Annotated in this window: 26 protein-coding genes; 15 read left to right on the top strand and 11 right to left on the bottom strand. The window is 58.7% G+C overall.

Going from position 1 to position 26,737, the window contains the following annotated elements; genetic code table 11:
• Positions 1 to 5: 5 nt before the first annotated feature.
• The 6 genes from galM to modE all read right to left on the bottom strand — a co-directional run bounded on the left by galM (position 6) and on the right by modE (position 6,792).
• A complete protein-coding gene (gene galM / locus IM291_RS03990) occupies positions 6 to 1,046 on the bottom strand; it encodes a galactose-1-epimerase (RefSeq protein ID WP_059357964.1) in 1,041 nt (346 codons plus the stop codon).
• Positions 1,040 to 2,188 carry a galactokinase gene (galK, locus tag IM291_RS03985; RefSeq protein ID WP_192986211.1) on the bottom strand — a complete coding sequence of 383 codons (1,149 nt, stop codon included), beginning with the start codon at positions 2,186 to 2,188 and terminating at the stop codon, positions 1,040 to 1,042. Before galK ends, galM begins: the two co-directional genes overlap by 7 nt.
• 2 nt (positions 2,189 to 2,190) lie before the next feature.
• Positions 2,191 to 3,237: a galactose-1-phosphate uridylyltransferase gene (gene galT, locus IM291_RS03980; RefSeq protein ID WP_045630843.1), complete on the bottom strand. Its 1,047-nt coding sequence runs from the start codon at positions 3,235 to 3,237 to the stop codon at positions 2,191 to 2,193.
• Positions 3,238 to 3,246: 9 nt separating this feature from the next.
• Positions 3,247 to 4,263 (bottom strand): UDP-glucose 4-epimerase GalE, encoded by a 1,017-nt coding sequence (gene galE, locus IM291_RS03975; protein ID WP_041910754.1) that lies wholly within the window; start codon positions 4,261 to 4,263, stop codon positions 3,247 to 3,249.
• 200 nt (positions 4,264 to 4,463) lie between these two features.
• On the bottom strand, positions 4,464 to 5,936 hold the full coding sequence (modF, locus tag IM291_RS03970) for a molybdate ABC transporter ATP-binding protein ModF (RefSeq protein WP_192986209.1): 1,473 nt from the start codon (positions 5,934 to 5,936) through the stop codon (positions 4,464 to 4,466).
• 67 nt (positions 5,937 to 6,003) lie between these two features.
• On the bottom strand, positions 6,004 to 6,792 hold the full coding sequence (gene modE, locus IM291_RS03965; RefSeq protein ID WP_192986207.1) for a molybdenum-dependent transcriptional regulator: 789 nt from the start codon (positions 6,790 to 6,792) through the stop codon (positions 6,004 to 6,006).
• 127 nt (positions 6,793 to 6,919) lie between these two features.
• Here modE and IM291_RS03960 point away from each other — a divergent pair, with 127 nt between their 5' ends.
• From IM291_RS03960 to modC, 4 genes are all read left to right on the top strand, one after another.
• Complete coding sequence (locus IM291_RS03960; protein WP_041910751.1) at positions 6,920 to 7,069, top strand: AcrZ family multidrug efflux pump-associated protein; 150 nt, start codon at positions 6,920 to 6,922, stop codon at positions 7,067 to 7,069.
• Positions 7,070 to 7,247: 178 nt separating this feature from the next.
• Positions 7,248 to 8,021 (top strand): molybdate ABC transporter substrate-binding protein, encoded by a 774-nt coding sequence (gene modA, locus IM291_RS03955; RefSeq protein ID WP_041910750.1) that lies wholly within the window; start codon positions 7,248 to 7,250, stop codon positions 8,019 to 8,021.
• On the top strand, positions 8,021 to 8,710 hold the full coding sequence (gene modB / locus IM291_RS03950) for a molybdate ABC transporter permease subunit (protein ID WP_041910749.1): 690 nt from the start codon (positions 8,021 to 8,023) through the stop codon (positions 8,708 to 8,710). Before modA ends, modB begins: the two co-directional genes overlap by 1 nt.
• A gap of 2 nt (positions 8,711 to 8,712) precedes the next feature.
• Positions 8,713 to 9,771 carry a molybdenum ABC transporter ATP-binding protein ModC gene (modC, locus tag IM291_RS03945; protein ID WP_192986205.1) on the top strand — a complete coding sequence of 353 codons (1,059 nt, stop codon included), beginning with the start codon at positions 8,713 to 8,715 and terminating at the stop codon, positions 9,769 to 9,771.
• Here modC and IM291_RS03940 read toward each other — a convergent pair whose 3' ends face one another.
• Positions 9,772 to 10,590, bottom strand: coding sequence for a pyridoxal phosphatase (locus tag IM291_RS03940; protein ID WP_192986204.1), 819 nt, complete (start codon positions 10,588 to 10,590; stop codon positions 9,772 to 9,774).
• A gap of 140 nt (positions 10,591 to 10,730) precedes the next feature.
• On the opposite strand from IM291_RS03940, the gene pgl reads away from it, so the two are divergent.
• Together pgl and tisB are read left to right on the top strand one after the other, a co-directional pair.
• Positions 10,731 to 11,726: a 6-phosphogluconolactonase gene (gene pgl, locus IM291_RS03935; protein WP_041910746.1), complete on the top strand. Its 996-nt coding sequence runs from the start codon at positions 10,731 to 10,733 to the stop codon at positions 11,724 to 11,726.
• Between the two features lie 443 nt (positions 11,727 to 12,169).
• The gene (gene tisB, locus IM291_RS03930) at positions 12,170 to 12,259 is read left to right on the top strand and encodes a type I toxin-antitoxin system toxin TisB (RefSeq protein ID WP_023332440.1); all 90 of its coding nucleotides are present in this window, start codon (positions 12,170 to 12,172) and stop codon (positions 12,257 to 12,259) included.
• A gap of 55 nt (positions 12,260 to 12,314) precedes the next feature.
• Here tisB and IM291_RS03925 read toward each other — a convergent pair whose 3' ends face one another.
• Positions 12,315 to 13,598, bottom strand: a complete 1,284-nt coding sequence (locus tag IM291_RS03925) for a putative acyl-CoA thioester hydrolase (RefSeq protein ID WP_192971390.1) — start codon at positions 13,596 to 13,598, stop codon at positions 12,315 to 12,317.
• A gap of 224 nt (positions 13,599 to 13,822) precedes the next feature.
• On the opposite strand from IM291_RS03925, the gene hutI reads away from it, so the two are divergent.
• The 5 genes from hutI (at position 13,823) to hutH (ending at position 20,065) form a co-directional block, all read left to right on the top strand.
• Positions 13,823 to 15,043, top strand: a complete 1,221-nt coding sequence (hutI, locus tag IM291_RS03920) for an imidazolonepropionase (RefSeq protein ID WP_226840260.1) — start codon at positions 13,823 to 13,825, stop codon at positions 15,041 to 15,043.
• Positions 15,040 to 15,978: a formimidoylglutamase gene (gene hutG, locus IM291_RS03915; protein ID WP_192986202.1), complete on the top strand. Its 939-nt coding sequence runs from the start codon at positions 15,040 to 15,042 to the stop codon at positions 15,976 to 15,978. The genes hutI and hutG overlap by 4 nt, the downstream gene beginning before the upstream one ends.
• Positions 15,979 to 15,997: 19 nt before the next feature.
• Entirely contained in the window at positions 15,998 to 16,732 is a 735-nt protein-coding gene (locus tag IM291_RS03910) for a histidine utilization repressor (protein ID WP_192986378.1), read from the top strand.
• Positions 16,733 to 16,859: 127 nt separating this feature from the next.
• A complete protein-coding gene (gene hutU, locus IM291_RS03905) occupies positions 16,860 to 18,548 on the top strand; it encodes a urocanate hydratase (RefSeq protein ID WP_028012410.1) in 1,689 nt (562 codons plus the stop codon).
• A complete protein-coding gene (gene hutH, locus IM291_RS03900) occupies positions 18,545 to 20,065 on the top strand; it encodes a histidine ammonia-lyase (protein WP_192986201.1) in 1,521 nt (506 codons plus the stop codon). The genes hutU and hutH overlap by 4 nt, the downstream gene beginning before the upstream one ends.
• An 84-nt stretch (positions 20,066 to 20,149) precedes the next feature.
• Here the strand turns inward: hutH and IM291_RS03895 are convergent, their stop codons facing one another.
• The gene (locus IM291_RS03895) at positions 20,150 to 20,626 is read right to left on the bottom strand and encodes a kinase inhibitor (RefSeq protein ID WP_192986200.1); all 477 of its coding nucleotides are present in this window, start codon (positions 20,624 to 20,626) and stop codon (positions 20,150 to 20,152) included.
• Positions 20,627 to 20,674: 48 nt separating this feature from the next.
• The gene (gene bioA, locus IM291_RS03890; protein WP_192986199.1) at positions 20,675 to 21,982 is read right to left on the bottom strand and encodes an adenosylmethionine--8-amino-7-oxononanoate transaminase; all 1,308 of its coding nucleotides are present in this window, start codon (positions 21,980 to 21,982) and stop codon (positions 20,675 to 20,677) included.
• A gap of 68 nt (positions 21,983 to 22,050) precedes the next feature.
• Here bioA and bioB point away from each other — a divergent pair, with 68 nt between their 5' ends.
• From bioB to bioD, 4 genes are read left to right on the top strand one after another with little or no spacing between them, the layout of a single operon-like run.
• Positions 22,051 to 23,091, top strand: coding sequence for a biotin synthase BioB (bioB, locus tag IM291_RS03885; protein ID WP_192971386.1), 1,041 nt, complete (start codon positions 22,051 to 22,053; stop codon positions 23,089 to 23,091).
• On the top strand, positions 23,088 to 24,245 hold the full coding sequence (gene bioF, locus IM291_RS03880) for an 8-amino-7-oxononanoate synthase (protein ID WP_192986197.1): 1,158 nt from the start codon (positions 23,088 to 23,090) through the stop codon (positions 24,243 to 24,245). The genes bioB and bioF overlap by 4 nt, the downstream gene beginning before the upstream one ends.
• Entirely contained in the window at positions 24,229 to 24,984 is a 756-nt protein-coding gene (gene bioC, locus IM291_RS03875) for a malonyl-ACP O-methyltransferase BioC (RefSeq protein WP_045259949.1), read from the top strand. The genes bioF and bioC overlap by 17 nt, the downstream gene beginning before the upstream one ends.
• Entirely contained in the window at positions 24,977 to 25,678 is a 702-nt protein-coding gene (bioD, locus tag IM291_RS03870; protein ID WP_041910735.1) for a dethiobiotin synthase, read from the top strand. Before bioC ends, bioD begins: the two co-directional genes overlap by 8 nt.
• Here bioD and IM291_RS03865 read toward each other — a convergent pair.
• Positions 25,641 to 26,363: an ABC transporter ATP-binding protein gene (locus tag IM291_RS03865; RefSeq protein ID WP_047363785.1), complete on the bottom strand. Its 723-nt coding sequence runs from the start codon at positions 26,361 to 26,363 to the stop codon at positions 25,641 to 25,643. The genes bioD and IM291_RS03865 overlap by 38 nt on opposite strands.
• Positions 26,364 to 26,737 lie beyond the last annotated feature (374 nt).

Below are 26,737 nucleotides of genomic sequence, written 5' to 3'. Positions count from 1 at the left end.
GGAAATCATTTCGGAATAAAATGGTATTCCGTCACGCTAATGTACTCTTCACCGGGGCGCAGCACGCAGTCCGGCTGCGGCCATTCAGGATGATTGGGGCTGTCCGGCAGGAACTCGCTCTCAAGCGCAAGTCCTTGCCAGTCGCTGTACTCATTGTGTTCGCGCGCCGTCGTGCCGCCGAGGTAGTTGCCCGAGTAGAATTGCAGGGCTGGGGCGGTGGTATACACCGTCATCTGCAGTTTCTCATCGCTGGACCAGACCTGTGCGGCAGGCTGCTTCACATCACCTTTGGCGTGCAGCAGGAACGCGTGATCGTAGCCTTTCACCTTGCGCTGATCGTCATCGCTCAGGAAATCCTGGGCGATAACTTTCGCGCTGCGGAAGTCAAAGCTGGTCCCGCTCACGTCTTTCAGGCCCTGATACGGAATGCCCATCTCGTCAACCGGCAGATACGCGTCCGCCAGGATCTGCAGCTTGTGGTTACGCACGTCGCACTGGTTGCCGTCGAGATTGAAGTAGGCATGGTTAGTCAGGTTAACCGGACACGGCTTGTCGACCGTCGCACGGTATTCAATAGCGATACGGTTGTCGTCCGTCAGCGTAAAGCGCGCGGACGCGGTAAGGTTCCCCGGGAAGCCCTGATCGCCATCAAGCGAATCCAGCGAGAACAGCACTTCGCCGTCGTTTTGACGAACAATTTTCCAGCGGCGTTTATCAAACCCGTCCGGACCGCCGTGAAGCTGGTTCTCGCCCTGGCTTGGCAGCAGCGGGTACTGCACGCCGTCGAGCTCAAAACGGCTTTTCGCGATGCGGTTGGCATAGCGCCCGACGGACGCGCCCAGATAGGCAGACTGATTAACGTACTGCTCGGGTGAGGCGCAGCCCAGCAGGGTTTCGCGCACGCTGCCGTCCGGCATCGGTACGCGGGCAGAAAGCAGGGTCGCACCCCAGTCCATCAGCGTAACCACCATCCCCGCGCTGTTGCGCAGGGTTAACAGGCGATACGGCAGACCATCCGGTGCGAGGGTAGGTGTTTCGTTTAGCACTGTCCGGCTCCTTGTGATGCTTTACATACATAGAACGTTTCTTTGATGCCCGTTTGCGCTTCGTACTGCTTCGCCACGGCGTCCTGGACGGCAGGGACCAGCTCTTCCGGCACCAGCGCGACGATGCAGCCGCCAAAGCCGCCGCCCGTCATGCGCACGCCGCCTTTATCGTCAATAACCGCTTTGACGATGTCCACCAGGGTGTCGATCTGCGGTACGGTGATTTCAAAATCATCGCGCATGGAGGCGTGAGATTCCGCCATCAGCTCACCCATGCGCTTCAGGTCGCCTTTCGCCAGCGCGGAGGCGGCTTCAACGGTACGGGCGTTTTCGGTCAGCACGTGACGCACGCGTCTGGCGACGACAGGATCCAGCTCGTGCGCCACTTTGTTAAATTCATCGAGCGTCACGTCGCGCAGGGCAGGCTGCTGGAAGAAGCGCGCGCCGGTTTCGCACTGTTCGCGGCGGGTGTTGTACTCGCTGCCCACCAGCGTGCGTTTAAAGTTACTGTTGATAATCACGACGGCCGCGCCTTTTGGCAGGGGAACGGCTTTGGTACCAAGCGAGCGGCAGTCGATCAGCAGCGCATGCTCTTTTTTGCCCAGCGCGGAGATCAGCTGGTCCATAATGCCGCAGTTGCAGCCCACGAACTGGTTTTCCGCTTCCTGACCGTTCAGGGCAATTTGCGCCCCGTCCAGCGGCAGATGATACAGTTGCTGGAAGACGGTTCCCACGGCCACTTCGAGCGAGGCCGACGAGCTTAAGCCCGCACCCTGCGGCACGTTGCCGCTGATGACTAAATCGGCACCGCCGAAATTCTTGTTGCGCTTCTGCAGATGCTTCACTACGCCGCGCATGTAGTTAGACCACTGCTGGCTGTCGTGCGTCACAATCGGGGCATCAAGGGAAAACTCGTCCGTCTCATTACCGTAATCCGCCGCAATGACGCGGACTTTACGGTCGTCGCGCTTCGCACAGCTGATAACCGTCTGGTAATCGATGGCGCACGGCAGCACGAAGCCGTCGTTGTAGTCGGTGTGCTCGCCGATCAGGTTGACGCGACCAGGCGCCTGAATTACGTGGGTGGCAGGGTAGCCAAATTTCTCAGCAAACAGGGATTGTGTTTTATCTTTCAGACTCATTTTTAGACTCCTGATTCGCGATAGTGGACGTCGCTGACGGCACGCAGACGCTCTGCCGCCTGTTCCGCCGTCAGGTCACGCTGGGTTTCCGCCAGCATTTCATAGCCCACCATAAATTTACGCACCGTTGCAGAGCGCAGCAGCGGCGGATAGAAATGGGCGTGCAGCTGCCAGTGCTGATTATCTTCGCCGTTAAACGGCGCGCCGTGCCAGCCCATGGAGTACGGGAAGGAGCACTGGAACAGGTTGTCGTAACGGCTGGTCAGCTTTTTCAGCGCCAGCGCCAGGTCGTCGCGCTGCGCGTCGCTGAGATCGGTAATGCGCTGAACGTGCGCTTTCGGCAGCAGCAGCGTCTCAAACGGCCAGGCGGCCCAGTAAGGCACGACCGCCAGCCAGTGTTCGGTTTCCACTACGGTACGGCTGCCGTCGGCCAGCTCGCGCTGGGTGTAGTCCACCAGCATGGGTGAGCCGTTTTCTGCGAAATAGTCCTTCTGCAGACGGTCTTCACGCTCGGCTTCGTTGGGCAGGAAGCTGTTCGCCCAGATCTGGCCGTGCGGATGCGGGTTAGAGCAGCCCATCGCCGCGCCTTTGTTTTCGAACACCTGCACCCACGGATAGCTCTGCCCCAGCTCAGCGGTTTGCGCCTGCCAGGTGCTGACCACCTCTTTCAGCGCGTCCACGCTCAGCTCCGGCAGCGTTTTGCTGTGATCGGGCGAGAAGCAGATCACGCGGCTGGTACCGCGCGCGCTTTCGCAGCGCATCAGCGGGTCGTGGCTCGCGGGGGCATCCGGGGTGTCGGTCATCAGGGCGGCAAAATCGTTGGTAAACACGAAGGTGCCTTTGTAGTCCGGGTTTTTATCCCCGGTCACGCGCGTGTTGCCCGGACAGAGGAAGCAATCCGGGTCGTGCTGCGGCAGGGTCTGTTTTGCAGGCGTCTCCTGCGCCCCCTGCCAGGGACGCTTGGCGCGATGCGGAGAGACCAAAATCCATTGCCCGCTTAGCGGGTTAAAACGACGATGCGGATGATCGACGGGATTAAACGAAGTCATGACGGATCCTTAGTCCGGATAACCCTGCGGGTGGCGTGACTGCCAGTGCCAGGTATCCTGTGCCATTTCATCAAGCGTGCGGGTGACACGCCAGTTAAGTTCTTTATCGGCCTTGGTGGCATCGGCCCAGTAAGCAGGCAGGTCGCCATCACGACGCGGAGCGAAGTGGTAGTTCACCGGCTTACCGCAGGCTTTGCTGAAGGCGTTAACCACGTCCAGCACGCTGCTGCCGACCCCGGCACCGAGGTTATAAATATGCACGCCCGGTTTGTCAGCCAGCTGCTGCATGGCTGCAACGTGGCCGTCTGCTAAATCCATCACGTGGATATAGTCACGCACGCCGGTGCCGTCTTCGGTCGGGTAGTCATTGCCAAAAATGGCCAGCGACTCGCGACGGCCTACCGCCACCTGGGCGATGTACGGCATCAGGTTGTTCGGAATGCCCTGCGGATCTTCACCCATATCGCCAGACGGATGGGCACCGACCGGGTTGAAGTAGCGCAGCAATGCGATGCTCCACTCCGGCTGGGCTTTTTGCAGGTCGGTCAGGATCTGCTCTACCATCAGCTTGCTTTTGCCGTATGGGCTTTGCGGCGTACCGGTCGGGAAGCTTTCAACGTAAGGAATTTTTGGCTGATCGCCATAGACGGTGGCGGAGGAGCTAAAGATAAAGTTTTTGACGTTTGCCGCGCGCATGGCGGAGATCAGACGCAGGGTACCGTTGACGTTGTTGTCGTAATACTCAAGCGGTTTCGCAACGGATTCACCGACCGCTTTCAGACCCGCGAAGTGGATCACCGCTTCGATGGCGTGGTCGTGAAGGATCTCGGTCATCAGCGCTTCGTTGCGGATGTCGCCTTCCACGAAAGTCGGCTGTTTACCGCCAAGACGTTCAATCACCGGCAGCACGCTGCGCTTACTATTGCACAGGTTGTCGAGGATGATCACATCGTGACCATTTTGCAGCAGCTGCACACAGGTATGACTTCCGATGTAACCGCTACCACCTGTTACCAGAACTCGCATAATTCGCTCCATTGGGCCTATGGTATGTAATAACCATAGCATAACAGAGACGCGAAAAGTGTGACATGGGATAAAATAGTGGAATCGTTTACACTCGTTTTCACACTCACTTTTTCGATGACGTAGAGCATTCTAGATCAAAGAGATAGCGATGTATTGATGCAAGTTATCTGAAAAGAGGAGGGCGGTGCCCTCCGCGGTTAATCTACGTTGCTGAGAAGGTAGCGATAACCCTCGCCGTCCGCGACAAACTCGAGGCGGTGGGTGATGCAGGAGGGGGCATCTTCGGCATGGTGTGAAACGAACAGCAGCTGCGTTTCACCTTCGCTAATCAGCACGTCCACAAAGCGGCGGACCAGCTGTCGGTTAAGCGGATCCAGCCCCTGCAGCGGCTCGTCGAGGATCAGGAGCGTAGGGTGTTTTACCAGCGCGCGAACGATCAGTGCCAGGCGCTGCTGCCCCCATGAAAGGCTATGAAACGGCGCGTCAGCCACCCGGTTATCCATCCCCAGAATATCCAGCCACCGCTGGGCCAGCTTGTGCTGTTTATCTGACACCGCCTGATAAATGCCGATGGAATCAAAATAGCCGGAAAGGATCACGTTGCGTACCGTGGTACTGACCCGGTAATCCAGATGCAGGCTGCTGCTAACGTAGCCAATGTGCTTTTTGATATCCCAGATGGTTTCGCCGCTGCCGCGACGGCGGCCAAACAGCGTCAGATCGTTACTGTAGCCCTGCGGGTGATCGCCGGTTATCAAGCTCAGTAGCGTGGATTTCCCCGCGCCGTTGGGACCGACAATCTGCCAGTGTTCGCCAGGATTAACCGTCCAACTGAGGTGATTCAGGATCGGTCGTTCGTCATAGGAGACTACGCCATCGCGCAGGACGATAAGCGGCTGCCGGGGATCGAGACCGTGGCGTGCTGCCGGCGCGTCGGGATCAGGCAGCGCAATGCCCGCCAGCTTTTCGCTGTGCGCAAGCTGGGCAATCAGCGCCTGTCGGAGCAGCGCGGATTTTTCTCCGGTTTCGATCAGGTTACAGTCTGCCAGCACGCCCGCGTTCTGCACGAAGTCAGGAATTTCATCAAAGCGGTTCAGCACCAGTACGATCGTATAGCCTTCCTGATTCAGAGAGCCCAGCAGGGCAGCCAGCTGGGCGCGGGAGTGGACATCCAGCCCGTCAAAGGGCTCATCCAGAATCAGCAGCTCCGGCTGGCTCATGAGCGCCTGGCACAGCAACGTTTTCCGCGTCTCGCCGGTAGAGAGGTACTTAAAGCGCCGGTTCAGCAGCGCGGAAATGCCAAACTGTTCCGCCAGATGCTGACAGCGGGCGGGATCTTTCACCTCATCCTGAATAATTTCCGCCGCCGTGCGGCCGGTATCTTCTTCGCCAGGACTGAGTAAATCGGTATTGTTGCGCTGCCACTCGTCGCTGACCAGCTTCTGCAGCTGTTCAAAGGACAGGCGCGTCAGGCGCGTGAAATCGCTCCGGCATTCGCCTTTGAGAAGGGTAAGCTCTCCGGCCAGCGCGCGGGCCAGCGCGGATTTACCGCTGCCGTTAGTGCCGACAAACGCCCAGCTTTCACCCGCGCGTATTGTCAGATCGGCAATCGACAGCGTTCGGGTATCGCTAAGACGAAACGTACCTTGCGAAATATGCAATGATGACATGATATATCCCATTTTTTGCAGCAATAGATATCAGGGATACGCACTGTCGTCACGATTGTCAATGCGCTCAGCACAATGTGGCGATAATCACCCGGTCCGCGTTGAAATATGCGGTGACGACAGCACCTTCTTCTAAATCGTTCGCCTCGCTGAGCGGGACCGTGGCGCAAAGCGCTTGTCCGTCTGCCAGGGGCATCAGCACTTCGCACTGCTCCTTGCCGCGTTCGATATAGCTGATGGTGCCCCGCAGCTGGTTATCAGCCGCCTTTGCCTTGTCCGGGTCGCGTGTGATATTGACCCAAGGTGCTTTCAGCAACACCAGCACCTCTTTACCTTCATCCAGGTCAAGCCGCTCTGCGCTCTGGGCCGTTATCGCCGCTTTCAGACGGGTGACACCATCGGCAAGCAGGATCTCAACATGCTGCTGTACCTGGAGATTATCGCGCGCCGTCACCGTACCAAACCACTGGTTGCGGGCGCTGGTCTGCAACGAGAAGCGGGAAATGGCTGCCAGCAAGCTGTCCAGCGGAACGTTGTCGTCGTCACTCAATACATCGAACGCTTTTTGCTGAATCTGGCCCAGGAGATCGTAGAGCTGAATCAGGCGCAGGCCGTAGCGTGTGACAACAGCACCTCCACCGCCTTTGCCCCCTGTGGCTCTGTCCACCAGCGGATGCTCGCTCAGGGTGTTCATGTCATTGATGGCATCCCAGGCGCTTTTATAGCTAATCCCAGCGTTCTTAGCGCCCTGGCTAATTGAGCCGGTTTGTTCTATCTGTTTAAGCAGGGCAATACGTCGGGGATCGGCGAAAAGCTTTTGCTGAAGTCGGAGAGTAAGAAGAATTTCGGCCTGCATAACAGTGTCCTGGCAAAAAGAATATTGTGACCCAAATGGTGCAGGGCGCAAAGGGCACCGCACAAAAGGGGATGTTTTTCTTACTTTTCAGGGTAGAATAGCCCATTCACAAAATCTGGAGAAAACCATGTTAGAGTTGTTGAAAAGTCTGGTATTCGCCGTGATCATGGTACCAGTAGTGATGGCCATCATCCTCGGTGCCATCTACGGCCTGGGTGAAGTGTTCAACATCTTTTCGAATATCGGTCACAGAGACCGTGCGAAAAAGCAGCATTAATTTCCCACAAAACGCCCGGCTTGCCCGGGCGTTTTGCTCTCAAGCTTTTCTTACTTTCGCCGATATTATTTAACGTAACACACCGTGTTACCCCTTGAGCGGTACGAATTACCGCTGGGATCTCCCTGACGATACCGTTATATTAATATGTATATAACGATACTCACAGGAGTTACAGATGGCACGTTCATGGGTACGCCTTTTCGCAGGGGCAACGTTGACGCTTTCACTTACCGGACACGCGCTGGCGGACGAAGGTAAAATCACGGTCTTTGCGGCAGCGTCGTTGACCAACGCGCTGCAGGATATTGCGGCGGCGTATAAAAAAGAGAAAAACGTCGAGGTAGTCTCCTCTTTTGCCTCTTCCTCTACGCTGGCACGGCAGATAGAAGCGGGCGCTCCGGCAGATCTGTTTATCTCTGCTGACCAGAAGTGGATGGACTACGCGGTGGAGAAGAAATCGATTGATGCGGCGACCCGCGAAACGCTGCTGGGCAATAGCCTGGTTGTGGTTGCACCGAAGGCCAGCGCGCAGGGTGAAATCACCATCAACAAAGAGACAAACTGGACCCGCCTGCTGAACGGTGGCCGTCTGGCGGTGGGTGACCCGGAACACGTTCCGGCCGGGATTTACGCCAAAGAAGCGCTGCAAAAGCTGGGCGCGTGGGAGACCCTGTCACCAAAACTGGCCCCGGCGGAAGATGTGCGCGGCGCGCTGGCGCTGGTGGAGCGTAACGAAGCTCCGCTGGGCATTGTGTATGGTTCCGATGCCGTTGCCAGCAAGGGTGTAAAAGTGGTTGGCACCTTCCCGGAAGACTCCCACAAGAAAGTGGAATATCCTGTGGCGATTGTTGATGGACATAAAAATGCGACCGTAACGGCCTTCCGCGATTATCTGAAGGGGCCGGAGGCGTCCGCAATCTTTAAACGTTATGGATTTACGACTCACTGATGATACTGACCGATCCTGAATGGCAGGCTGTTCTGCTGAGCCTTAAAGTCTCTTCCCTGGCGGTTGCGCTGAGTTTGCCCTTTGGGATCTTTTTTGCCTGGCTACTGGTTCGCTGTCGGTTCCCCGGCAAAGCGCTGCTCGACAGCGTCCTTCATCTTCCCCTGGTTTTACCGCCGGTGGTGGTCGGTTATCTGCTGCTGATTTCGATGGGGCGACGCGGTTTTATCGGCGAAAAGCTCTACGACTGGTTCGGAATCACCTTTGCCTTTAGCTGGCGCGGTGCGGTACTGGCGGCGGCGGTGATGTCATTCCCGCTGATGGTCAGAGCGATCCGCCTCGCGCTGGAAGGCGTGGATATGAAGCTCGAACAGGCAGCCCGCACGCTCGGTGCCGGGCGCTGGCGCGTCTTTTTTACCATCACGCTTCCGCTTACGCTGCCGGGCATCATTGTCGGGACGGTGCTGGCGTTCGCCCGCTCGCTGGGCGAGTTTGGTGCGACCATCACCTTTGTGTCGAACATTCCCGGCGAGACGCGGACCATCCCATCGGCCATGTATACCCTGATTCAGACGCCAGGGGGAGAGAGTGCCGCAGCGCGGCTGTGCATCATCTCTATCGTATTAGCCCTGGTTTCGCTGCTGGTTTCTGAATGGCTGGCACGGCTAAGTCGCGAACGGATGGGGAAATAACGATGCTGGAACTGAATTTCACCCAGACGCTGGGAAACCATACTCTGACGCTTAACGAGACGCTGCCTGCATGCGGCATCACTGCCGTCTTCGGCGTGTCGGGCGCGGGTAAAACGTCTCTGATTAACGCCATCAGCGGCCTGACGCGCCCGCAGTCAGGGCGCATTGTCCTGAACAACCGCGTCCTGAATGACGTGGAGAACAAGATTTACCTTTCGCCGGATAAGCGCCGCATCGGTTATGTTTTTCAGGACGCGCGCTTATTCCCGCATTACAGCGTGCGCGGCAACCTGCGCTACGGTATGGCGAAAAGCATGGCCGGGCAGTTTGATAAGCTGGTGACGCTTTTAGGCATTGAACCCCTGCTCGACAGGCTGCCGTCCTCGCTCTCCGGCGGGGAGAAACAGCGTGTGGCTATAGGCCGCGCGTTGCTGACCGCCCCCGAACTGCTGCTGCTCGACGAGCCGCTGGCTTCGCTGGATATACCGCGTAAGCGCGAGCTTTTGCCTTACCTGCAGCGTCTGACCCGCGAAATTAATATTCCGATGCTCTACGTCAGCCATTCGCTGGATGAGATCCTGCATCTGGCCGACAAAGTGCTGGTGCTGGAAGAGGGCAGCGTGAAGGCCTTCGGCAACCTGGAAGAGGTGTGGGGCAGTAGCGTGATGCACCCCTGGTTACCCAGGGAGCAGCAGAGCAGCATCCTGAAGGTGAGCGTTCTGGAGCATCATCCGCACTACGCGATGACCGCCCTGGCGCTGGGCGACCAGCATCTTTGGGTCAATAAGATCGACAAACCGTTGCAGTCCGCGCTGCGGATCCGCATCCAGGCGTCGGACGTCTCGCTGGTGCTGCAGCCGCCGCTGCAAACCAGTATTCGAAATATTCTGCGCGCCAAAGTGGCGGAATGTTTTGATGATAACGGGCAGGTAGAGGTGAAGCTCGACGTGGGCAGCAGGACGCTCTGGGCGCGCATCAGCCCGTGGGCCAGGGATGAGTTGGCAATCAAGCCCGGCCTGTGGCTTTACGCGCAAATCAAGAGCGTTTCGATCACCGCCTGATTACAGCAGGTGGGTATAGATGTACTGCGCGATGCTGTCGGTGGTGTTGTCGCCAATCACCACGTTAGCGCGCGCTTTTACCGCGTCGTCGGCATTGCCCATCGCCACGCCCGTACCGACGGCTTCCAGCATGCTGATGTCGTTGTAGTTGTCGCCGAAGGCGATCGCGTCCTGCATTGACCAGCCCTGCGATTCCACGTACTGCGTCAGGCGCTTGCCTTTGCTGTTGCCTTTGCGGGCAATATCCACCTGATCGCGCCAGGACCATTCGCACTCCAGCCCCAGCGTGTCCTCGACGTGTTTCGCGAAGGTATTCAGTTTGGTGGTGTCTTCATCCGTCAGGGCAAACTTCCAGATAGCCTCAACGTCCTGGGCCGCCTGACGCAGAGAGGAAACCAGGGTAAAGACCGGACGCTGCGCTTCTGGCAGGGACAATGCCCAGTTGCTGGTGCGTACCACATGGCCGGTTGGGCGCTCGTACACCATCGCGTTATCCACATACATCAGGCCGTGAACGTTATGCTCATCCAGCAGATCGATCAGCTGCAGCGCCTGGGGAACCGGCAGCGGGTCGGAGGCTAAAACCTTTTTTGCCTGATAATCATACAAATAAGTGCCATTACAACAAATTGCAGGTGTATCCAGCGCCAGTGCCTGATAAAAAGGGTGAATGGCAACGTGATGTCGACCCGTTACGATAAGGAGTTGATATCCCACTTCCTGCGCGCGTTTAAGCGCTTCAAGGGAGGAGGGGAGCAGGGTTTTCTGAGGGGTAAGTAATGTTCCGTCTAAATCCAGTGCAATCACACGCGAGGTCATTTGTTCTTCCGGGTTAATGTTGAATTTTAGGTCTCAGGGGATGTTACACCGAGAGTAAATCGCTGCAAAATTCCTGGCTAAAATTCAGCATTCACCGTTAAAAATAATCACTTTCACGTGCAGTGAGGAAAGGAGTATTCATGAAACAAACCGTTTATACCGCCAGTCCTGAAAGTCAGCAGATCCACGTCTGGCGCTTGAATGCAGAAGGTTCGCTCACGCTGGTTCAGGTTGTTGATGTGCCGGGCCAGGTGCAACCGATGGTCGTCAGCCCGGATAAACGTTTCTTATACGTGGGTGTGCGCCCGGAGTTTCGCGTGCTGGCCTACCGCATCTCTCCTGACGACGGCGCGCTGACCTACACCGCTGAAGCGCCACTGCCGGGCAGCCCAACCCACATCTCGACCGATCGTAAAGGACGCTTCATTTTTAGCGGTTCTTACAATGCCGGTTGCGTCAGCGTGACCCGTCTTGACGATGGTATTCCGGTAGAAACTGTCGACGTGGTGGAAGGGCTGGAAGGCTGCCATTCGGCGAATATCTCCCCGGACAACCGCACGCTGTGGGTGCCTGCGCTGAAGCAGGATCGAATCTGCCTGTTCACCCTGAGCGACGATGGTCACCTGGTGGCGCAGAATCCTGCGGAAGTCACCACCGTTGAGGGCGCAGGTCCTCGCCATATGGTCTTCCACCCGAACCAGCAATATGCCTACGTCGTTAACGAACTGAACAGCTCGGTGGACGTATGGGAGCTGAAAGATCCAAACGGCCAGATTGAGTGCGTGCAGACGCTGGATATGATGCCATCTGACTTCTCTGACACTCGCTGGGCGGCAGATATTCACATCACGCCGGATGGTCGTCATCTCTACGCCTGCGACCGCACCTCCAGTCTGATTACCGTCTTCAGCGTCTCCGAAGATGGCAGCGTGCTGGCTATTGAGGGCTTCCAGCCAACGGAAACCCAGCCGCGCGGCTTTAATATCGATCACAGCGGTAAATACCTGATTGCGGCGGGGCAGAAATCCCACCACATCGCGCTGTATGAAATCAAAGGCGAGCAGGGCCTGCTGGAAGAGAAAGGACGCTATGCGGTAGGTCAGGGGCCGATGTGGGTGGTGGTTAACGCGCACTAAGCGGCTTAAAACAAAAAACCTCGCGAATGCGAGGTTTTTTTATGCCCGGTGGTAGCCGGGTGAGCACATCAAAACGTAACCAACAGGGTCATCATAATGTCGACTCAAGGCGATGTAAATTCATCGTCAACGAACAAAGGAGAACACGGAATGATCAGTGAATAGTATATAAATAATAATCAGACACTTAAGTGCTTTTGCTTTATAAATTCCTAAATTGGTTTTAACTGTTTTTATGTACAGTAGTGATTTGATATCATTCTGTGCGTTGGTTCGATGTGTTGCAGTTCCGCAATTCAGGATCCTTTTTAAGTCCTGGCTGTCGGGTGGTGCAGACGGTACCTAAACTGCGGAGCACATCAAAACATAACCAACACACCTCTGGTGACAGGCAGCGGAAAGGTAAACCAGAGGAGAAGTGCTCTATACCAAAGGAGTGGCGTATGAGCGGTGTGGAATGGGCAATTCTGTTCCTGCAACTCATGGTTGCGATTATGCAACTATTGGATGCGTATCTTAAGTTTGGAGCCTGACGCATTCAGTCGCAGTAAAAAGGGGGATTAAACTCCCCCTTTTACTCTCATCTCGTTACTGCTTCGGCTCAGCAACCACGTTGCTGCCCAGACCGCGGTTGTTGTATTCCCACATGCGGTTGAAGTTCGCGTCGTTCAGGTTGCGCTGCACGTTTCCTTTATCGTCCACCGCACCGGTGTTGCCGGAGAACGGACGTTTGGAGACAGCCGCATCAGCCCACGGCTTCGCCACGTTAAAGCCTTCGTTGATCACGCTGTCGCGAATAACGACCTGGCCGTTGGTCGCAGAGTCCACGTCCAGGGAGCGGCCCAGCTGCGCCACGCCGTCACCGGCCGCGTTAAAGCGGCTGTTCACGGCCAGGAAGCCGTAAAACAGGTTAGACTGGGTTGCCGGAGCAAACACATAGCCTTCCTGCTGGGTACGGGAATTCACCACGCGGAAATCGGTGTTATCAAACACCACCGCGCCGCGACCGGACACCAGATCCACGTCACCTTCAACGTAGCTGTTGGTCACCAGCGTACGGGTCAGACGGTTGTTCTGCAGCGTGTTCTGTACGCCGCTGTTGGTCACGAAGAAGGTGTTCTGACGGCCCAGAATATTGACGTTGTTAATCTGCACCTTATCGCCGTCGCTACGCAGCGCCACGGCCTGATGGTTACCGGCATCCACGCTGTCACCCAGGGTATTCTGAATGGTCAGGTTCTGCAGCTGCAGACCGTTGTTTTGAGACCAAAATACCGCTGAGCACATCACGCCAACGGTGGCGGAACGCTTGCTCTGGCAGTTATCAAACATATACCACGCCGGTTTGCCCGGCATATATTTGCCTGCCGGGTTCACCAGGTGACGCCAGGCGGTGCTGTCGATTTCGGAATCAATCGCCAGGCCAATTTTTACGTCGATGGCTTTTTCACCCAGACCGTAAATCGTAATGCTGCCAGGAGCCGCCGGAACATACACGGTGCCTTCGTATTCACCCGGCAGGATCGCGATGTACTGGCGAGACGCGCTGTGTTTAGTGATTGCCGCGTCAACCGCTGCCTGGATAGAGGTATGCGTTACGCCCTGCGCGCCAGCCGGGCCAACAACGAAGTCAGGCTGTTTAGGCAGGTTAATAGAAGACGGTGTCCACGGCGCGGCGTTAGGATCCATCGCCGAGAAGTAATGGGCGCGGTCGAAATTCTTCGCTTCATCCGCGGACAAAATCGGGCGGGAGGCGGTACCGGGCGCTACCTGCTCAGAAGGACGCTGATCCGGTGGTGTAGAACTGCATGCGGATAATGTCACGCCAAAGGCGAGCGCTAACGCCAGACGGGAAATCCTGGAAATGTTCAAGGTGAAGCTCCTGGGTATGCAAGTCTTTACGGGATAGACGAAATAGCCTGCTTTTTTATACTAAGTTGAGCGAAACGGGAAGATAAAAAGGGTAAAAGTTGCATTTTTTGCCCGGAGGTGACGGGAAAGTCATCACAAATAAATAACATTTTCCCTTAAGGCGGTTGACAGCAGACGATGGATGCAAATAAATGTCTATACAACCCATGACAAGTGGAATGCCCATGCAGCTTCAACCTGACGATGTTATATGGCGAAATGCGCGCCTGGCAACAATGGTTCCCGATACATCCGCGCCTTATGGCCTGAAAGAGCAGCACGCGCTGGTCGTGCGCGGCCAAACTATCCTTGGCGTGCTTCCTGAATCTGACCTTCCTTCCGGACACCGTCACGTCATCGATCTTGAGGGACGTCTGGTCACGCCTGGCCTGATTGACTGCCATACCCATCTGGTATTTGGCGGCGACCGCGCGGCGGAGTGGGAACAGCGTCTGAACGGCGTCTCTTACCAGACCATCAGCGCTCAGGGGGGCGGGATTAACGCCACCGTGACGGCAACGCGCAGCAGTTCCCTGGAAACCCTGCTGAAACTTGCGCAGCAGCGGCTCCAGCGTCTGATGAATGAAGGTGTAACGACCGTTGAAATCAAATCGGGATACGGACTCAACGCCGAGGCCGAAGAGAAGATGCTGCAGGTTGCCCGCCAGCTGAGCCTCGATAATCCGATCGATATCAGCCCAACGCTGCTGGCGGCCCATGCGGTGCCGGCAGAATATCGACAGGATCCGGATGCGTACCTCGCGCTGGTTTGCGAGCAGATCCTGCCCACGCTGTGGCAAAAAGAGTTGTTTGAAGCAGTAGACGTGTTTTGTGAAAACGTCGGCTTTACCCCGTCGCAAACCGAGCGCCTCTTCCAGGCCGCTGCCGCGCTCGGTATCCCGGTGAAAGGGCATGTTGAACAGCTGTCGAATCAGGGCGGAGCTGCGCTGGTCAGCCAATATAACGGACTGTCGGCCGATCATATCGAATATCTCGACGACGCGGGCGTTCAGGCGATGGCGCAAAGCGGTACGGTTGCGGTACTGCTCCCCGGCGCGTTCTATTTTCTGCAGGAGCGCCAGCGTCCGCCGGTTGATCAGCTCAGAAAACGTGGTGTGCCGATGGCCGTCGCCACCGACTATAACCCCGGCACCAGCCCGTTTGCCAGCCTGCACCTGGCGATGAATATGGCCTGCGTCCAGTTTGGCCTGACGCCCGAAGAGGCCTGGGCTGGCGTCACGCGGCATGCGGCGCAGGCGCTGGGCCGCGGCGCAACGCACGGGCAGTTGCAGTCGGAGTTTGTCGCTGATTTTATCGTCTGGGATGCTCACCATCCTGTAGAGATGGTCTACGAGCCGGGACGCAATCCGCTGTATCAACGTATTTTCCGTGGGGAGGCAGTATGAAGTTATGGCGGCCCGTCGCCGAAACGGTCTGGCAGGGGCGAGACGACAGCGCCGAAGCCAGCAATGCAACGCGCATTTTCCAGACGATACAACAGCAGGCGCAGTTCACGCCGCTTTCATCCGGCATCGCGCTGATAGGCTTTGAATGCGATGCAGGGGTTAAACGCAATCAGGGCAGGCCCGGCGCCGCGCAGGCCCCTGATATTCTGCGCAAAGCGCTGGCGAATATGGCAAGCCATCAGGGACACGAACGGCTGACGGATATGGGCTCGGTGTACGTTGAAGGCGATGAGCTTGAACCCGCGCAGCGGGCGCTAAGCGATGCCGTGACGGCCTGCCAGCAGTCCGGGATGCGCACGCTGGTGTTTGGCGGCGGGCATGAAACTGCCTGGGCGCATGGACGGGGTGTTCTGGATGCGTTCCCCGGCGAGCGCGTGGCGGTGATAAACCTGGATGCGCATCTCGACCTGCGCAAGGCCGACCGGGCGACGTCCGGTACGCCGTTTCGTCAGCTGGCTCAATACTGCGATGAATACGGGCGCGAGTTTCGCTACGCCTGCTTTGGCGTCAGCCGCGCGGCGAACACCCAGGCACTGTGGGATGAGGCCGAACGCCTGAACGTCACGCTGGTGGAGGATCTTCATTTCAGACGCGAGGCATTATCGGCGCTGGAAAAGGTGCTGGCGCAGGCAGATCGTGTCTATCTGACGATCGATCTGGACGTCCTGCCTGCGGGAGAAATGCCTGCCGTTTCCGCTCCGGCCGCGTTAGGCATACCGGCACTGGATCTGCTGCCGGTCATCGAACAAATCTGCCGCAGCGGTAAGCTGCAGGCCGCCGATCTGGTAGAGTTTAACCCGCAGTACGATCGGGACGGACAGGGCGCAAAGCTCGCCGCCCGTCTGGCCTGGCAAATTGCTCACTGGTGGGCATAACACTATTAAAGGAGTCATGATGTTTTCACGCTCGTCCCTGCCGCAACCGAGCCCGCCCGCGCCTTTCTATGAAAAGGTGAAGCAGGCGATCAGCGAAAAAATCGCCACCGGCGTCTGGCGCCCGCACGATCGCATTCCGTCGGAGGCCGAGCTGGTGGCGCAGTTCGGTTTTAGCCGGATGACCGTCAACCGGGCGCTGCGCGAGCTCACCGACGAAGGACTTCTGGTGCGCCTGCAGGGCGTGGGGACGTTTGTGGCGGAACCGAAAGGGCAATCTGCCCTGTTTGAAATCCGCAGCATTGCCGATGAGATAACCTCGCGTAATCATCAGCACCGCTGCGAAGTGTTGGTGCTGGAAGAGACCCAGGCCAGCGCCGAGCAGGCCGCTGAGCTAAATGTCAAAGAGGGTAGCCGCATCTTCCACTCTGTGATGGTGCATTTTGAAAACGACATTCCGGTGCAGATTGAAGATCGCTGCGTCAACGCAGAGCGGATACCGGAATACCTGAACCAGGATTACACCCACACCACGCCGCACGCGTATCTCTCGCTCGTTGCACCGCTCACGGAAGGGGAGCACATTGTGGAGGCCGTACGCGCGACGCCGCAGGAGTGCGAGCTGTTGCGCATTAAAGAACACGATCCGTGCCTGCTGATCCGCCGTCGTACCTGGTCATCATCGCATATCGTGTCGCATGCCCGACTGCTTTTCCCGGGGAACCGTTACCGGCTGCAGGGCCACTTTATGTCATAAGTTTTATAAGCGTGATCGCTAACGCAATATAACAAAATTGTATCTTTTTTGTTAAATCCGACCTTGTGTGTGCTTGTCTATACAAGTATATCTAAATGCATCATCTGTCCCTTATGAGGAGCACACAATGTCGTCAGGTAAATACCGCCAGCAGGACGTCCGCGCCGCGCGCGGCACCACGCTTACTGCCAAAAGCTGGCTCACCGAAGCCCCGCTGCGCATGTTGATGAACAACCTTGATCCTGAGGTGGCGGAAAACCCCCACGAACTGGTGGTCTACGGCGGCATAGGCCGCGCCGCACGCAACTGGGAATGCTATGACGCAATTGTAAAATCCCTGACCGAACTCGAACACGACGAAACCCTGCTGGTGCAGTCCGGCAAGCCGGTTGGCGTATTTAAAACCCATAAGAACGCGCCGCGCGTGCTGATCGCCAACTCTAACCTCGTGCCGCACTGGGCCACCTGGGAACACTTCAACGAGCTGGACGCGAAAGGGCTGGCGATGTATGGCCAGATGACCGCCGGGAGCTGGATCTACATCGGCAGCCAGGGGATTGTGCAGGGCACCTACGAAACCTTCGTGGAAGCGGGGCGCCAGCACTATAACGGCTCGCTGAAGGGCCGCTGGGTGCTTACCGCCGGTCTGGGCGGGATGGGTGGCGCGCAGCCGCTGGCCGCCACGCTGGCCGGCGCGTGCTCGCTGAACATTGAATGCCAGCAGAGCCGCATTGATTTCCGTCTGCGTACCCGCTACGTCGACGAACAGGCCGAGAATCTTGATGACGCGCTGGCGCGCATCAAAAAATACACGTCCGAAGGCAAAGCGGTGTCGATTGCCCTGTGCGGCAACGCGGCGGATATTCTGCCGGAGCTGGTTGCCCGCGGCGTGCGTCCGGATCTCGTTACCGACCAGACCAGCGCCCATGACCCGCTGCACGGTTACCTGCCAAAAGGCTGGACGTGGGAAGACTACCAGCAAAAAGCGGAAACCGACCCTGAAGGCACGGTACTGGCGGCTAAGCGTTCGATGGCGGAACACGTCTCCGCGATGCTGGCCTTCAGCCAGTTGGGCATTCCAACCTTTGACTACGGCAACAACATCCGCCAGATGGCGAAAGAGATGGGCGTGAATAACGCCTTCGACTTCCCCGGCTTCGTGCCTGCCTATATCCGTCCGCTGTTCTGCCGCGGCATCGGCCCGTTCCGCTGGGTGGCCTTGTCCGGCGATCCGCAGGATATCTACAAAACTGACGCTAAAGTGAAGGAGATCGTCGCAGACGACGAACACCTGCACCACTGGCTGGATATGGCTCGCGAACGCATCAGCTTCCAGGGCTTGCCGGCGCGCATCTGCTGGGTAGGGCTGGAGTGGCGGCAAAAGCTGGGTCTGGCCTTCAACGAAATGGTGCGCAGCGGTGAAGTCTCCGCGCCTATCGTCATTGGCCGCGACCATCTGGACTCCGGCTCCGTCGCCAGCCCAAACCGTGAAACCGAAGCCATGCGCGACGGATCTGACGCGGTCTCCGACTGGCCATTGCTTAATGCCCTGCTGAATACCGCCAGCGGCGCCACCTGGGTCTCGCTGCACCACGGCGGCGGCGTCGGGATGGGCTTCTCCCAGCACTCAGGGATGGTCATCGTCTGTGATGGAACCGATGAAGCGGCCGCGCGCATCGCCCGTGTGCTGCACAACGACCCGGCAACCGGCGTGATGCGTCACGCGGATGCGGGTTACGAGATTGCCATTGACTGTGCCAAAGAGCAGGGACTGAACCTGCCGATGATCCCTGCCACACAAGGAAAGCATGCATGAACGCGTTAACACTCACTCCCGGCTCGCTGACGCTCAAACAGCTGCGTAACGTCTGGCGCCAGCCGGTCACCCTTTCACTTGATGAAAGCGCCCACGCCGCGATAAACGACAGCGTCGCCTGCGTAGAAGCGATTGTTGCCGAAGGGCGCACTGCCTACGGGATTAACACCGGCTTTGGCCTGCTGGCGCAGACCCGCATCGCCACGCACGATCTGGAAAACTTACAGCGTTCGCTGGTGCTGTCGCACGCGGCGGGCGTCGGCCAGCCGCTTGACGATGAGATGGTCCGTCTGATGATGGTGCTCAAAATCAACAGCCTGGCGCGCGGTTTCTCGGGCATTCGCCTGAGCGTGATCCAGGCGCTGATGGCCCTGGTGAATGCAGAAGTCTATCCGTGGATCCCGGCAAAAGGCTCCGTCGGCGCCTCCGGCGATCTCGCCCCGCTGGCGCACATGTCGCTGCTGCTGCTGGGTGAGGGCAAAGCGCGCTGGCAGGGCGAGTGGCTCCCTGCGAAAGAGGCGCTGGCAAAAGCCGGCTTAACGCCAATCACTCTCGCGGCAAAAGAGGGGCTGGCGCTGCTCAACGGCACGCAGGCGTCGACGGCCTTCGCGCTGCGCGGCCTGTTTGAAGCGGAAGATCTCTTTGCCTCGGCGGTAGTGTGCGGTGCGCTGACCACCGAGGCGGTGCTCGGCTCGCGTCGTCCGTTTGACGCGCGTATTCACGCGGTGCGCGGCCAGCGCGGGCAGATTGATGCCGCCGCCATGTACCGCCACGTGCTCACCGACACGAGTGAGATTGCGGATTCACACCATAACTGCGAGAAGGTGCAGGATCCGTATTCCCTGCGCTGTCAGCCGCAGGTGATGGGCGCGTGCCTGACGCAGCTGCGCCAGGCGGCAGAGGTGCTGCTGGTGGAGGCCAACGCGGTCTCCGACAACCCACTGGTGTTCGCCGAAGAAAACGAGGTGGTCTCCGGGGGCAACTTCCACGCCGAGCCGGTGGCGATGGCGGCGGACAATATCGCGCTGGCGATTGCCGAAGTCGGGGCGTTATCCGAGCGCCGTATCGCGCTGATGATGGATAAACACATGTCCCAGCTGCCACCGTTCCTGGTGCGTAACGGTGGGGTTAACTCAGGCTTTATGATCGCTCAGGTGACGGCCGCAGCACTGGCAAGCGAGAACAAAGCCCTGTCGCACCCGCACAGCGTGGACAGCCTGCCCACCTCGGCGAATCAGGAAGATCACGTGTCGATGGCCCCGGCTGCCGGGCGTCGTCTGTGGGAAATGGCCTCCAACACCCGCGGCGTGCTGGCGGTGGAGTGGCTGGCGGCGTGTCAGGGTATCGATCTGCGCGAAGGGCTTAAATCCAGCCCGCTGCTGGAGCAGGCGCGCCATGTGCTGCGCGAGCACGTCACGCATTACGATGACGACCGCTTCTTCGCGCCGGATATTGATAAGGCGATGCAGCTTCTGGAAGAGGGACACCTTGTAGGACTGCTACCTTCGGTGCTGTGATGTTTTGCCCGGTGGCGCTGCGCTTACCGGGCCTACGAATGCGAAATCCAGGCCGGGTAAGGCGTAGCCGCTACCCGGCTTTTTTCAGGAATACATCGCCGTAATCGACGCGCTCCCCAGGGAATGGAAATGCACGTTAAACCCGACCATCGCGCCGCTCGCGCCTTCATCGACCTCAATCTTCTCCACATCCAGCGCGTGCACCGTGAAGATATAGCGGTGGGTTTCCCCTTTTGGTGGCGCCGCGCCGCCGTAGCCCGCTTTACCAAAGTCAGTGCGCGTCTGAATGGCACCTTCAGGCAGGGCAACCAGGTCTGAACCGGAACCCTGCGGCAGCACGCGCGTGTCGGCGGGCAGGTTCGCCACAACCCAGTGCCACCAGCCCGAGCCGGTCGGCGCGTCCGGGTCGTAGCAGGTCACGACAAAGCTTTTGGTTCCTGCAGGAACGTCGTCCCACGCCAGGTGCGGGGAGATATTATCCCCCTGATAGCCCATGCCGATGAAAACGTGGCGTTCGGGGAGTTTTTCACCGTCGCGCAGATCTTTACTGATGATTTTCATACGGTTTACCCTCGTTATTCACTCGTTCAGGAAGTGTAACGCATGGGATTAAATCGCGAAATGCGCGGGAATGTTAACGGCTGTTACGACCGCGTCGGTTAATTTACGCAGCTGCTCCGGCGTGATGCTGTACGGCGGCATCAGGTAGATAAGCTTGGCGAAAGGCCGCACCCAGACGCCCTGCTCAACGAAAAAGCGCTGCAGCGCCGCCATGTTCACCGGGCGGGTGGTTTCAATCACCCCGATGGCACCCAGCACGCGCACGTCCGCCACAAAATTCGCCCCCGAGGCGGCGCTCAGCTCTCCTTTCAGCTGTGCCTCAATCGCCGCGACCTGCGTCTGCCACTCGCCGCTCTCCAGAATGGCGAGGCTTTCGCTTGCCACGGCGCAGGCCAGCGGGTTGCCCATAAACGTCGGGCCGTGCATAAAGCAGCCCGCCTCGCCGTCGCTGATAGTGTCGGCAACCTGACGAGTGGTGAGGGTGGCGGAGAGCGTCATGGTGCCGCCGGTCAGCGCTTTACCCAGACACAGAATATCCGGGGCGATACCCGCATGTTCGCAGGCAAACAGCTTGCCGGTGCGGCCAAAGCCGGTGGCAATTTCATCGGCAATCAGCAGAATGCCCTCGCGGTCGCAGATCTTGCGAATGCGCCTCAGCCATTCCGGATGGTACATCCGCATTCCGCCCGCGCCCTGCACGATCGGTTCGAGAATAACGGCGGCGATTTCATGGCGATGGGCCGCCATCAGCCGCGCGAAGCCCACCATGTCCGTCTCGTTCCACTCGCCGTCGAATCGGCTTTGCGGCGCAGGGGCAAACAGGTTTTCTGGCAGATACCCCTTCCACAGGCTGTGCATGGAGTTGTCCGGATCGCAGACCGACATCGCCCCGAAGGTATCCCCGTGATAGCCGTTGCGGAAGGTGAGGAACCGCTGGCGCGTTTCGCCCTTCGCATGCCAGTACTGCAGCGCCATCTTCATCGCCACTTCCACCGCCACCGAGCCGGAATCGGCCAGGAAAACGCACTCCAGCGAGTCAGGCGTCATCGCCACCAGGCGACGGCATAAATCCACCGCGGGCTGATGGGTGATTCCGCCAAACATCACGTGCGACATCTGGTCAATCTGAGCCTTCATCGCCGCGTTCAGGCGCGGGTGGTTATACCCGTGAATCGCCGCCCACCAGGAGGACATTCCGTCAACCAGCCGCTCGCCGCTGGCGAGATGCAGCTCGCAGCCGTGGGCAGAGGCCACCGGATAGACGGGAAGGGGGCGGGTAGTAGAGGTGTAAGGGTGCCAGATATGCTGCTTGTCGAAGGCGAGATCGTCCTGGGTCATAATCGACTTGTAAACCATTTTGAAAAGTTTTAGGTTTACGAGTATAAACCGAACCGAAAATTAACAAAACCCTTTGGAGAAGCCCAATGGCTCACCACGCACGCTGGACGATGTCGCAAGTTACTGAATTATTCAACAAACCTTTCCTTGAGCTGATGTTTGAAGCGCAACAGGTGCATCGTCAGCACTTCGATCCTCGCCATGTTCAGGTCAGCACGCTGCTGTCGATCAAGACCGGCGCCTGTCCTGAAGACTGCAAATATTGCCCGCAGAGCGCGCGCTACAAAACCGGTCTCGAATCCGAGCGTCTGATGGAAGTGGAGCAGGTGCTCGACTCCGCGCGCAAGGCGAAAAACGCCGGCTCAACCCGCTTCTGCATGGGCGCGGCGTGGAAGAACCCGCACGATCGCGATATGCCGTATCTGGAGCAGATGGTGAAAGGCGTGAAGGAGATGGGGCTTGAGGCCTGCATGACCCTCGGAACGCTGAACGAGGAGCAGGCGCAGCGTCTCTCTGCCGCGGGGCTGGACTACTACAACCACAACCTCGACACCTCGCCGGAATTTTACGGCAACATCATCACCACGCGCACCTACCAGGAGCGTCTGGATACGCTGGATAAAGTGCGTGACGCGGGGATCAGGGTCTGCTCCGGCGGCATCGTGGGCTTAGGTGAAACGGTGAAAGACCGTGCGGGCCTGCTGCTGCAGCTGGCGAACCTGCCGACCCCGCCGGAAAGCGTGCCGATCAACATGCTGGTGAAGGTCAAGGGCACGCCGCTGGCGGATAACGAGGACGTGGATGCGTTTGATTTTATTCGCACCATCGCGGTGGCGCGCATCATGATGCCAACGTCTTACGTTCGCCTCTCTGCGGGCCGCGAGCAGATGAGCGAGCAGACCCAGGCGATGTGCTTTATGGCCGGCGCCAACTCCATCTTCTACGGCTGCAAGCTGCTGACCACGCCGAACCCGGAAGAGGACAAAGACGTCCAGCTGTTCCGCAAGCTGGGGCTGAACCCGCACCAGACCGGGGTGCTGACGGGCGATAACGAGCAACAGCAGCAGCTGGAGCAGCAGATTCTCAACGCCGATACCGACCAGTTCTACAACGCGGCAGCCGTATGACCTGGCAGGTACGGATTAATGCCGCGCTGGAAGAACGCCGGGCGGCAGAGGCGTTTCGCGTTCGCAGGGTGGTGGAAAACGGCGCGGGCCGTTTTCTGACCCGCGAGGGACGGCAGTTTTGTAATTTCTCCAGCAATGACTATCTCGGACTGAGCCAGCATCCGGCCATCGTCCGCGCCTGGCAGCAGGGCGCGGAGCGGTTTGGCGTGGGCAGCGGTGGCTCGGGGCACGTCAGCGGATACACCACGGCGCATCAGGCGCTGGAGGAAGAGCTGGCCGACTGGCTGGGCTATCCGCGCGCGCTGCTGTTTATCTCCGGCTTTGCCGCCAATCAGGCGGTCATCACGGCCATGATGGGGAAAGAGGACCGCATTGTCGCCGACCGTTTAAGCCACGCCTCGCTGCTGGAAGCGGCAAACTTAAGTCCGGCGCAGCTGCGGCGTTTTGCCCATAACGATGCGTCACAGCTCGCCTCGCTGCTGGACAGACCCTGCGACGGGCAACAGCTGGCGGTCACGGAAGGGGTGTTCAGCATGGACGGCGACAGTGCGCCGCTTGCCGCGCTTCACGAGGCCGCAAAGCGGCAAAATGCCTGGCTGCTGGTCGATGATGCTCACGGCACCGGCGTGATGGGCGATGAAGGACGCGGCAGCGCCCATCAACAAAACGTGAAGCCGGAACTGCTGGTGGTCACCTTTGGCAAAGGCTTTGGCGTCAGCGGCGCCGCCGTGCTGTGCAGCGAATCCGTCGCTGACTATCTGCTGCAGTTTGCCCGTCACCTCATCTACAGCACCAGCATGCCCCCGGCGCAGGCCGTGGCGCTGTCGGCGTCGCTGGCGGTGATCCGCAGCGCAGAAGGGGATGAACGCCGTCAGCAGCTGGCAGAGCACATCTCCTGCTTCCGTCAGGGACTGGCGGCGCTTCCCTTCCAGAGTCCCGATTCGCAGAGCGCCATCCAGCCCGTGATTGTCGGCGAAAACGGCCGCGCGCTGGCGCTGGCCCAGGCGCTGCGCGAGCGGGGGATGTGGGTTACGGCCATTCGTCCGCCAACAGTTCCGCCGGGCACCGCGCGTCTGCGCTTAACCCTGACGGCGGCGCATGAGGCGCAGGATATCCAGACGCTGCTGGAGGCGCTTCATGATGCCGGTGAATAAGCAGGCCGTTGCGGCGGCGTTTGGCCGGGCCGCGCGGAGCTATTCACAGCACGATGAACTCCAGCGCCAGAGCGCGCAGGGGCTTCTGGCCGCGCTTGGCGAGAACCGCTTCCCGCAGGTGCTGGACGCCGGCTGTGGTCCCGGCAGCAACAGCCGCTACTGGCGCGAGGCGGGGAGCGAGGTGACGGCCATCGACCTGTCGCCCGCTATGCTGGACGAGGCGCGCCAGCAGCAGGCGGCGCACCACTATGTCGTGGCGGATATCGAGGCGATCCCGCTGGCGGACGCGCAGTTCGATCTGGTCTGGAGCCATCTGGCGGTGCAGTGGTGCAGCAGCCTGCCGCAGGCGTTACGCGAGCTTTATCGCGTCGCACGCCCGGGCGGAAAGGTGGCCTTTACCACTTTGCTGGAAAGTTCGCTGCCGGAGCTGAATCAGGCGTGGAAAGCGGTGGATGAGCAGCCGCACGCGAACCGCTTTTTATCGTATGAGCAGGTGACGCAGGCGCTGGCTGGCTGGCGCTGTCGCAGCACGGTGCAAACCATCACGCTTAATTTTAGCGACGCGTTCAGCGCCATGCGCTCTCTGAAGGGCATCGGCGCCACGCACCTGCACGCCGGGCGGGAGAAAAAACCGCTGACCCGGGGGCAGCTGCAACGCCTGGAGCTGGCCTGGCCGCAGCAGCGGGGCCTTTTCCCGCTCTCTTATCAACTTTTTCATGGGATTATCGAACGTGACTGAACGTTATTTTGTTACCGGCACGGATACGGAAGTGGGCAAAACGGTTGCCAGCGCTGCGCTGCTGCAGGCGGCACGACTGCTCGGAAAAAACACCGCCGGATATAAGCCCGTGGCTTCCGGCAGCGAGATGACGGCGGAAGGGTTACGCAACACCGACGCGCTGGCGCTCCAGCGTAACAGTAGCCTTGAGCTTGCCTATTCGGCGGTGAATCCCTATACCTTTGCCGAGCCGACGTCGCCACACATTATCAGCGCTGACGAAGGCCGTCCGATTGATTTCGCCGTGCTGTCTGCCGGGTTACGGACGCTGGAAAGCCAGGCCGACTGGGTGCTGGTGGAAGGCGCGGGAGGCTGGTTTACGCCGCTTTCGGACACGCAGACCTTTGCTGACTGGGTGCAGGCCGAGCGGCTTCCGGTCATTCTGGTCGTCGGCGTGAAGCTGGGCTGCATCAATCACGCCATGCTGACGGCGCAGGCCGTTCAGCAGGCAGGGCTGACGCTGGCAGGCTGGATAGCCAACGACGTGGTTGCGCCGGGCAGGCGGCATCAGGAGTATCTGGCGACCCTCAAGCGCGTGCTCCCGGCACCGTTCCTCGGGGAAATCCCCTGGATTGCTGGCGATGCTGAGCAGGCCGAAACCGGGCGTTATCTCGACCTCAGCGTCTTGCTTCCCGCGACATCCAGTGGGCGATAAGCTCATCGTTCAGCTCGCTAACGTGGCCCTGAGCCACGTTACGCCCGCGATAAAGCATGCAAAACCGATCCGCCACCCGGCGGATAAACGACAGCTGCTGCTCCGCCAGCAGCACCGTCATGCCTAACTCCCGGTTTAAGCGCACCAGCAGCTGCGCCAGCTTCTGGGCAAATCCATGTCCTGCCCCATGCGTAGGCTCATCCAGAATCAGCATCCGCGGGCGGTTGACCAGTGCATTCGCCAGGGCAAGCTGATACTGATCCTCTGGCGAAAGGGCATTGCCCCGCGTCTGACGTCGCGCGTAGAGTTCCGGGAACAGATCGTATACGTCGCTTTTCGCCGCCGGGTCGGGTTTCCCCATCGCCCGCATGGCAATATGCAGATTCTCCTCAATCGTCAGTTGAGAGAAAATACGCCTGTCCTGCGGCACATAGCCTATTCCCGGCTCTGAACGTTGTTCCGGTGCCGGGCTGAGCAAATCACGCGGCGGTGCGCCCGCTTCATGCCAGATAATCGTGCCGCTTTCGACGGGGATGTTTCCGGTAATGCAGTTCATCAGGGTGGTTTTGCCCATCCCCGGCAGGCCTATGACGCCTGTACACATCCCTTGCGGAAAATCCAAATCCACGTTCCATAGCGTATGTTGGCTTCCGTAAAACTGATTCACTGCACGCAGACTCAACATCTTTCTCTCCTTAAAATGCGTAGGGATAGGCCTGACGTGAAGCTGCAAAACGCTTGCCAGAAACCTGAAATCGATTAAAAAAACGACTTTTTTAGGAATAAGCCACAGGAGAGCAGGGTAAAAACGCGTGGCTTGCACATCGACGGTGCCGGGAATGGTGAGTTGTGGTGCAGGACGAAAAATGGCTGAAATGTGAGCAGGATCGCATCTGTTGGTTATGAATGACTCAACTGTTTATCGTCAAAAAAGAGCTATAAAAATTTTTTGTTGCCGCCTCGTGGGAAAATCCGGGAATTTGCTGAGCGGCGGTCTACACGGGCTGGAAGCAGTTATCCACTATTCCTGTGGATAACCATGTGCATTAGAGTTAGAAA

This window comes from Enterobacter cloacae complex sp. P27C, from assembly GCF_014895705.1.
GTDB classification, from domain to species: Bacteria; Pseudomonadota; Gammaproteobacteria; order Enterobacterales; family Enterobacteriaceae; genus Enterobacter; species Enterobacter bugandensis.
Note: the sequence above shows the minus strand (reverse complement) of the source record. Positions and strands in the feature narration are given on the sequence as shown.

Coding starts and splice junctions, on each gene's coding strand:
- galK (WP_192986211.1), bottom strand. CDS start 2,188: ATGAGTCTGAAAGATAAAACACAATCCCTGTTTGCTGAGAAATTTGGC.
- galT (WP_045630843.1), bottom strand. CDS start 3,237: ATGACTTCGTTTAATCCCGTCGATCATCCGCATCGTCGTTTTAACCCG.
- galE (WP_041910754.1), bottom strand. CDS start 4,263: ATGCGAGTTCTGGTAACAGGTGGTAGCGGTTACATCGGAAGTCATACC.
- modF (WP_192986209.1), bottom strand. CDS start 5,936: ATGTCATCATTGCATATTTCGCAAGGTACGTTTCGTCTTAGCGATACC.
- modE (WP_192986207.1), bottom strand. CDS start 6,792: ATGCAGGCCGAAATTCTTCTTACTCTCCGACTTCAGCAAAAGCTTTTC.
- IM291_RS03960 (WP_041910751.1), top strand. CDS start 6,920: ATGTTAGAGTTGTTGAAAAGTCTGGTATTCGCCGTGATCATGGTACCA.
- modA (WP_041910750.1), top strand. CDS start 7,248: ATGGCACGTTCATGGGTACGCCTTTTCGCAGGGGCAACGTTGACGCTT.
- modB (WP_041910749.1), top strand. CDS start 8,021: ATGATACTGACCGATCCTGAATGGCAGGCTGTTCTGCTGAGCCTTAAA.
- modC (WP_192986205.1), top strand. CDS start 8,713: ATGCTGGAACTGAATTTCACCCAGACGCTGGGAAACCATACTCTGACG.
- IM291_RS03940 (WP_192986204.1), bottom strand. CDS start 10,590: ATGACCTCGCGTGTGATTGCACTGGATTTAGACGGAACATTACTTACC.
- pgl (WP_041910746.1), top strand. CDS start 10,731: ATGAAACAAACCGTTTATACCGCCAGTCCTGAAAGTCAGCAGATCCAC.
- tisB (WP_023332440.1), top strand. CDS start 12,170: ATGAGCGGTGTGGAATGGGCAATTCTGTTCCTGCAACTCATGGTTGCG.
- hutI (WP_226840260.1), top strand. CDS start 13,823: ATGCAGCTTCAACCTGACGATGTTATATGGCGAAATGCGCGCCTGGCA.
- hutG (WP_192986202.1), top strand. CDS start 15,040: ATGAAGTTATGGCGGCCCGTCGCCGAAACGGTCTGGCAGGGGCGAGAC.
- IM291_RS03910 (WP_192986378.1), top strand. CDS start 15,998: ATGTTTTCACGCTCGTCCCTGCCGCAACCGAGCCCGCCCGCGCCTTTC.
- hutU (WP_028012410.1), top strand. CDS start 16,860: ATGTCGTCAGGTAAATACCGCCAGCAGGACGTCCGCGCCGCGCGCGGC.
- hutH (WP_192986201.1), top strand. CDS start 18,545: ATGAACGCGTTAACACTCACTCCCGGCTCGCTGACGCTCAAACAGCTG.
- IM291_RS03895 (WP_192986200.1), bottom strand. CDS start 20,626: ATGAAAATCATCAGTAAAGATCTGCGCGACGGTGAAAAACTCCCCGAA.
- bioA (WP_192986199.1), bottom strand. CDS start 21,982: ATGGTTTACAAGTCGATTATGACCCAGGACGATCTCGCCTTCGACAAG.
- bioB (WP_192971386.1), top strand. CDS start 22,051: ATGGCTCACCACGCACGCTGGACGATGTCGCAAGTTACTGAATTATTC.
- bioF (WP_192986197.1), top strand. CDS start 23,088: ATGACCTGGCAGGTACGGATTAATGCCGCGCTGGAAGAACGCCGGGCG.
- bioC (WP_045259949.1), top strand. CDS start 24,229: ATGATGCCGGTGAATAAGCAGGCCGTTGCGGCGGCGTTTGGCCGGGCC.
- IM291_RS03865 (WP_047363785.1), bottom strand. CDS start 26,363: ATGTTGAGTCTGCGTGCAGTGAATCAGTTTTACGGAAGCCAACATACG.